This is a genomic window from Bacteroidota bacterium (assembly GCA_036522515.1).
Taxonomy (GTDB): domain Bacteria; phylum Bacteroidota; class Ignavibacteria; order UBA10030; family SZUA-254; genus VBOC01.
Genome location: DATDFQ010000052.1, coordinates 1 through 7154, shown reverse-complemented (window position 1 = coordinate 7154; position 7154 = coordinate 1). Strand labels below are relative to the sequence as shown.

6 protein-coding genes and 1 tRNA gene are annotated in these 7154 nt (G+C 57.1%); 5 read left to right on the top strand and 2 right to left on the bottom strand.

All coding sequences use genetic code 11. The features are described from left to right. Nucleotides 1-186 precede the first annotated feature (186 nt). From VI215_09700 to VI215_09680, 5 genes are all read left to right on the top strand, one after another. A complete protein-coding gene (locus tag VI215_09700; protein HEY6192580.1) occupies nt 187-1569 on the top strand; it encodes a sigma-54 dependent transcriptional regulator in 1383 nt (460 codons plus the stop codon). Continuing rightward, nucleotides 1566-2876, top strand: a complete 1311-nt coding sequence (locus tag VI215_09695) for an ATP-binding protein (GenBank protein HEY6192579.1) — start codon at nt 1566-1568, stop codon at nt 2874-2876. The genes VI215_09700 and VI215_09695 overlap by 4 nt, the downstream gene beginning before the upstream one ends. A 153-nt stretch (nt 2877-3029) precedes the next feature. Continuing rightward, the gene (locus VI215_09690; GenBank protein ID HEY6192578.1) at nt 3030-3512 is read left to right on the top strand and encodes a sialidase family protein; all 483 of its coding nucleotides are present in this window, start codon (nt 3030-3032) and stop codon (nt 3510-3512) included. Between the two features lie 606 nt (nt 3513-4118). After that, nucleotides 4119-4880 (top strand): hypothetical protein, encoded by a 762-nt coding sequence (locus VI215_09685; GenBank protein ID HEY6192577.1) that lies wholly within the window; start codon nt 4119-4121, stop codon nt 4878-4880. Continuing rightward, nucleotides 4859-5218, top strand: a complete 360-nt coding sequence (locus tag VI215_09680) for a T9SS type A sorting domain-containing protein (GenBank protein HEY6192576.1) — start codon at nt 4859-4861, stop codon at nt 5216-5218. Before VI215_09685 ends, VI215_09680 begins: the two co-directional genes overlap by 22 nt. 25 nt (nt 5219-5243) lie before the next feature. On the opposite strand, the gene VI215_09675 is transcribed toward VI215_09680, so the two are convergent. Next, nucleotides 5244-6044 (bottom strand): class I SAM-dependent methyltransferase, encoded by an 801-nt coding sequence (locus VI215_09675; GenBank protein ID HEY6192575.1) that lies wholly within the window; start codon nt 6042-6044, stop codon nt 5244-5246. 33 nt (nt 6045-6077) lie between these two features. Further along, nucleotides 6078-6149 (bottom strand) — tRNA-Lys (locus tag VI215_09670). Between the last annotated feature and the right edge of the window lie 1005 nt (nt 6150-7154).

Here is a 7154-nt window from a genome sequence, read left to right as displayed (position 1 = left end):
TGCTTCTCACGCATAGTAAGTCCCATGGGATCGACCTCTCGGAATGGTTACCAAAAGGTCGAAAATCTCCACTGATTTTGGAATAGAAATATACGTGAGGCAACAACCCCATTTGGAATAGATCTTTAGTGAGTCAAATCGAGTGATTGCCTTTCAGAGTGCAAAGGCGTACCTTTTCGGGATCGCATGAACAACGAGATCTTACTGATCGACGACGACCCGTCCGTACTGGCCTCCCTTGCGCTCCTTTTGAAGCAGGCCGGGTACCGGACCCGGTCGGCCGCCTCGCCTTCCGAGGCGCTGGCGCATCTCTCCTCCCGTGATGTCGACCTTGTCATCCAGGACATGAACTTCACCCGGAATACGACGGGTGAGGAGGGGCTTCGTCTCCTTGCCCAGATCAGAACCTCCCACGAACAGGTCCCCGTGATCCTCATGACCGGCTGGGGGTCGATCGCTCTCGCCGTCCAGGGCGTTCGCGCGGGAGCGTCGGACTTTATCACCAAACCGTGGACGAACGAACAACTCCTTCAGTCGGTGAAAACCGCCCTCGGGCTGGCGCGCGTCAACCCGCGCGGAGTGCGTCCCCGGACACCGACCCGCGAGGAGCTCGACACGCAGTACGATTTTTCGCCCATCATCGGATCCGATCCCAAACTCCTTGCCGCGCTCGAAATCGCGGGGAGGGTGAGCGCCACGGACGCCTCGGTGCTCATCACCGGCGAAAGCGGGACCGGAAAGGAGCTCGTGGCCGAAGCGATCCACCGCAACAGCAACCGCAGGGACGGCCCGTTCCTGAAGGTGAACATCGCAGGAATCTCTTCAAGCCTGTTCGACAGCGAGATGTTCGGCCATGTGAAGGGCGCCTTCACCGACGCCCGCCAGGATCGGGCGGGCAGATTTGAGGCGGCAGCCGGCGGGACGATTTTTCTCGATGAAATCGGCGATCTTGACGGAAGCTGCCAGGTGAAAATGCTCCGTGTGCTGCAGGACCGGACGTTTGAGCAGGTCGGCTCGAGCGAGACCCGCGCGGTCGATGTGCGCGTCCTTTCGGCCACCAACGCCGATCTCAGCGACGCTGTTTCCCGCGGGAAATTCCGCGAGGATCTTCTTTACCGGCTCAACCTGATCGCCATCCACCTTGCCCCGCTCAGGGAGCGGCGGGGCGACATCCCTCTCCTTGCCGGCTATTTCATCCAGAGTCTCGCGAATGTCTACCGCAGGGCGACCCTGTCGATTGCCCCGGACGCCATGCGGTGGCTGCAGGGGTTGCATTGGCCCGGCAACATCCGGCAACTCCGGCACGTGATCGAGCGCGCGGTCCTTCTGTGCGGGAAGGAAATCCTCACGATCGAGGATTTTTCCGCATCGATGAGTCCCGGGCCGGATGCGGCAAAGGAGCAGGCTCTCCCCCCCGTGGGGAGCGCCACACTGGACGAGATCGAACGGGGAATGATCCTGAAATCAATGGAGCACTTCGAGGGAAATATCAGCAAAGTCGCTCAGTCGCTGGGCTTGAGCCGCGCGGCGCTGTACCGGCGGTTTGAGAAGTTCGGGATCAGGACGTGACGCTCCGCCGCAAATTCATCCTCTACATCGTCGTTCTCCATCTCGCGTCCGCGGTGTGGATCGTCTCCCTTCTCTGGGAGTACCGGATCTGGTTCCTGGCACTCGAGGCGCTCCTCCTTCTCTCGGGGATCGTGGCGTTCAAACTCTTTAAGGGGCTCTTCCAGCCGCTCGATCTCCTTCTGGCGGGAGCCGATTCCCTGAGAGAGAAGGACTTCACCACGCGGCTGCGGCTTTCGGGGCAGCCCGAAATGGATGCGCTCATCGGGGTCTACAACAAGATGATCGAAACGCTCCAGGACGAGCGGCTCGCGCTCCAGGAACAGCACTTTTTCCTCGAAAAGATCATGGCCGCCTCCCCCGCGGGGATCATCACATTCGATTTCGAGCAGAAGGTCTCGATGGCGAATCCGGCGGCGGAACAATTTTTTCAGTGCCCGGCGCGGGGAATGAACGGAAAGCGTCTCGAGGAACTCTCTTCCCCCCTCTCGGCGCCGTTACGCGCCCTGAAGGCCGGCGAATCGATCCTCGTCACGATGCACGGGATCCGGAGATTGAAGTGCATACGCTCGGAATTCCTCGACCGCGGTTTTCCGCGCACATTCTTTCTGCTCGAGGAATTGACCGAGGAATTGCGCCAATCGGAGAAGGCCGCCTACGAAAAGCTGATCAGGATGATGTCCCACGAAGTCAACAACTCGATCGGCGCCGCCAACTCGCTGCTCCATTCCAGCCTGCACTACCGGGACCAGTTGCGGGAGGAAGACCGGATGGATTTCGTCAACGCGATCCGGATCGCCATCTCGCGCACGGAGCACCTCAACGCCTTCATGAAGAGCTTCGCGGACATTGTCCGGCTCCCCCAACCCGTCAAGAGTCCCGTAGACCTTAAAGCGATGCTGGGGGAAATCTGCGCGTTGATGAAGCCGGAGTGCGACAGCCGGTCGATTGAAATCCGGACGGAGTTCGACGTCTCGGCTAACGTTTCCCGTCCTATCGACCCCCACCAGATGGAACAGGTGTTCGTGAACATCCTGAAGAACGCCATGGAGGCAATCGGGCGGGAGGGCGTCATCCGTGTACGGCTCGAGCAAAGGGGGTCCGGCCTTCTCATCTCCATCGAGGATACCGGCTCGGGCATTCCGCCCGAGGTGAAGCATCTGATCTTTACACCTTTTTTCAGCACCAAAGAGACCGGCCAGGGGATCGGCCTGACGCTGGTGCAGGAGATTCTCACCCACCACCGGTTCGAATTCAACCTCGACGGCGACCCGGGCGGCCCGACGAGATTCACTATTCAGATACCCTGACCCCGAATCGGAACTCCCCGGTCCCCCTGCGAGTTGACAATTGCACCTTTGTTCGGTAGATTGCGCGCGTCATCCCGCTGGTTACTACTCGTTTCGGATGGGAGAGCGAACGATTGGTGCTGTTGCTGTCCATGTTCTCAGGAGGGAACCGCCATGAAGTATCTTGCCTGTCTGCTGCCGTTCATTCTGCTTGCCACAACCACCAGGTCGCAAGATCCATATTGGAATAAGCTCCCCGGTCCGTTCACGGGGAAGGTGTCTTGTTCCGTTACCACCCCGGGCGGGGCGATACTCCTTGGAGGGGAAATGAACTCACCCGTCGAATATCAGTATTATCGTTCGACTGATCAAGGGGAGACCTGGGAAGGCAAATATGTCATATCGAAGGATCGTCCTGATCAAACGCCTGCACAATTCCTCCTTCGGCCGAATGGCGAACTGTATCTCTTGACGGGTTCCGCGCTGTATACATCGGGGGACGAGGGAAATACCTGGACGCTCATGAGCAATCTCGCGGGGGCAAAATCGGTCTGGTTTCCCTCTAACGGGAAAATCTATGTGGCCGGGTATTACGGCGTGTTCGAGTCGTCGGATAACGGAGCCTCGTGGCAGAACGTCGGACCCAAATACCAGTAGGGAGTCGGAGCCGGGAGCTTTGCGAACGTCAATGAGTTCGCGGCAAATCCCGACGGATATTTTATCGCAACGATCGACGCGGGGACGGTCTACAGAAGCAGATACGGGCAGGATTGGAGGCGCATCCTTCACCGGGGGTCGCAGGTAACGCTTGGTGCCTCCGCCGGACGGACACTCCTCTATGCGAATGGGAAGAGCGTTTTCGTTTCAGATAATAACGCCCAGATATTCCGGAGAATCAGACCGCTCCCGCTCAAAGGGTCCGATGCCACCGTCAAGGTTGGAGCCGCCCCGAACGGAGACATTTACGCCGGGACGCGCGCCGGCCGGCTCTTCAAAATCTTCAGAACGCCAAGCGGCTTCAGGTACCAGGAGCTGTTCCGAACCTATTCCGAGATCCTCTCCCTAACGTTCAGCGAATCCCCTGCCGTCGCGATCGTCGGAACAGATCGGGATGGAGCGTACATCTCCCAGAGCTCCGCTCCTTTTCTGCAAAAAGGTCCCACGCTCTCCGAAATCTGGACCTTCGCGCGTACAACTCCCTCTAACCTGTTCGCATTGAGCCAGTACGCGGGACACTGGATCTACCGGTCGACGGATGAGGGAATGACCTGGGCGACCTTGAGAAATCAGTTCATGCCGGAGACCGATCTCATCGGCGGAACATCCGGCGGACTTCTTTTCGCGTTTGGATGCTGCGGGACGCCGATCTATCGTTCGTCCGACAACGGGACCTCGTGGACGACATTTACAGATAGGAGCGTCACCGTAAACGGCTTCTCATCGTTCCTCGAAGCAACGGATGGAACGATCTACGTCGGCTCTTCGAATGGAATCTATCGTACGAACAATAGAGGAAACACCTGGTCCAGAGTCTATCCCTCCTCCACCGGGCCCATTCATCAGACCGCAGACGGCGATTTCTACGCCGGCGCCGGCGGCATCGTCCGTTCGACAGATAACGGCATCACCTGGGTCCAATCCAACACAGGCTTGACGGACATCTCCGTCCGCTCTATCGGTTCAAACTCTGCCGGGACGGTCTTTCTGGCAACAGACCAAGGCATTTTCAAGTCGACCGATAAAGGAGACGCATGGGTGCAAACCGGCACCTCCCTTCATCGCGGCGATTTCTCCCAGCTCATCGTCGACCCGAACGACCGCCTGTTTGTGAGCACCGGGTCGATAAAGGGGGTCTACGATTTCTCGCCGGCCGGTGTCTTCACCTCGACGGATGACGGCGCAAGCTGGACGCAGGTCAGTTCGGGACTCTCCAACCAGAATATCATCGCCCTGGCACTTACCGGAGATAATCATCTTCTCGCCGCCTCCGAACGCGGGGGGGATTGTTCACCACCGCCGGGGTGACGACCGGTAATAGCCCGGTCGCCGCCGGACCGATCAGCGAGGCTCCCCCGCGGGAGTATCTCCTCGATCAAAACTATCCGAACCCGTTCAATCCGACTACCGTGTTCCGGTATCAGCTTCCGGTTGAAAGCTATGTCACGCTAAAGCTCTTTAACACGCTTGGCCAGGAAGTGGCGACGGTGATCAACGACGAATTAACGGGCGAGGGGGTACAGGAGGTGGAGTTCGACGGCTCGAACCTTGCCTCAGGTGTCTACTACTATAAGATCAGCGCGCGCGAGGAGGCGACCGGCCACATTGAGTTCACTGCCGCGAGGAAAATGATACTTGTGAAATAGCATCCCTCCCCCCGGCCGGGGGGCGTCATTTTACCGTTTGGCAAACCAGCGCCTGCATCGGTATGGCGATGTCTTTTTCACCGAACGCCGAAATGAGTTCCAGCCGCAGTTTCTCCTTGAAGTCCCGCTGCTCCCCCTCGGGTTTCTCCTGCAAAAAGTCGGAGGAGAGCGAACCCGTCACGAACGCGTTGACGATATCCTCCACGGCCTTGTATCGCGCTTCTTTCCGGACCGTTTCAATCGCAAAGCTCCCGAACCCTGCCGCCCGGAGCAACCGTTCGATTTCGACCCTGTCGTGAAAGGAATGAGGCAGTTTCAGCTTTACCGGAACTTCTCCGAAACAATTCTCCAGGACACGCAGGATCAGGAACGACCTCGGATTGGATTCATAGGAATCCCAGACGTTGAACACGAATGTCCCGCCTCCCTCCAACACCCTGGAGACCTCCCTGAACGCTTTCAGCTTATCCTCGAAAAACATCACGCCGTACTGACAGATCACGTGGTCAAACCGGGCATCGGCGAACGGCAACTGCTGGGCGTCTGCGACTTGCCAGTTGACGTCGGGGCCGGTGACGATCGATTTCGCGACGTTCATCATGTCTTCGCTGATATCGGTCGCGCAGAGCGTCCCGCCGGGCGGGATCATCGGCGCCAGATGGCGCGTGACCCTGCCGGTGCCGCACGCCAGCTCCAGGACGTTTCGCAAATGCTCGTTCTTGAGCCGGTCTCTCAGGTCGAGCGCGTACGGCTCGAGAACGGGTTCGCCCGAATATTTCTCGTAATTGGCGGGGCCGGCTCCCTTGAATAAAATCGGTGACGGCATATGCGGATGTAAATCATGGAAGGGAAAACTGAGTGAGCCCGGTTGGTCTCGAACCAACGGCCCTCTGCTTAAAAGGCAGATGCTCTACCCCTGAGCTACGGGCTCGAATGAAAACTGAGGGATTTATCCGTTCGTTTTCGGATTTCCTCCCTATTCTACTCTCTCAATGGCAACCATTTCGGCAACCACTCACAAAAATTAGAAACGCCAAGTGAGCAGGCTTCCACACCCTAACGCTTGACGTTTCCACTCTTGCGAGTGCAAAATGATTTTAATTATGTGGAAGATGCTCATTAAGTCAGCGGCAATATACGAAAGTCCGGATGCGAATACAAGACCGCTGCTGCATGTAGGCTCTCGGTCAGACGGTCACGTCGAATGAACGCAAACCAAATCACTGCTCCCGCCGAGCGCACCTCCTCCTCTGGCGCGTCGGGGCCGACACAGGATAATTATTTCAGGTCTGCACATTCCTGAACCCAAATTCGGCCCCCGCCGCCTGTATTTCGGTAACACTCTCGCCGCAAAGTCCAAAAATGTGATTCATCTCACCCGGCGGAAGCGGTTTTGCAGTTATTAGAGGTTTGGAAATGTAGGATTTCAAGGCGTCCCTGAAAAGTATAACTATCTCTCTTGCAGAATCAGACGGATATGGGCGGCATTTACCCTGACTCACGCACACACCACACCCTTTTTCCCATCCATGCTTTCAGTTAAGTAGCCTAAGTAGTTCCTCGCCGCACTGAGACCATCGGCGAAGCATGTCATAAACTTCTTGCATCTGGTCTGGGCTCACTTCACCTTCAACATACCTCCGGTATACCGCATCGCTCACTCGTTCGCTTACGACTAGAATGGCGTCTTCCAATTCCGCCTTACACGCCTCCGCTTCAGTCACGTCGCAATTCCAGTCCCAAATCGTTATCAATGGTTATCTTGGTTATCATTGTTATCTATTTTCAGGAAAGTCTGGTCTTTACCCCGTTGTTGAGACAGTTTCCGGTATAGCTAAGGTGGATATTTTGTTGTGAAAATGTGCTTCGATCTCCTCGGGTGTTCTGTAGCCGATGGAGGAGTGAAGCCGTTTTTTGTTGTAGACGATCTCGATAA

Coding starts and splice junctions, on each gene's coding strand:
- VI215_09685 (HEY6192577.1), top strand. CDS start 4,119: ATGACCTGGGCGACCTTGAGAAATCAGTTCATGCCGGAGACCGATCTC.
- VI215_09690 (HEY6192578.1), top strand. CDS start 3,030: ATGAAGTATCTTGCCTGTCTGCTGCCGTTCATTCTGCTTGCCACAACC.
- VI215_09700 (HEY6192580.1), top strand. CDS start 187: ATGAACAACGAGATCTTACTGATCGACGACGACCCGTCCGTACTGGCC.
- VI215_09675 (HEY6192575.1), bottom strand. CDS start 6,044: ATGCCGTCACCGATTTTATTCAAGGGAGCCGGCCCCGCCAATTACGAG.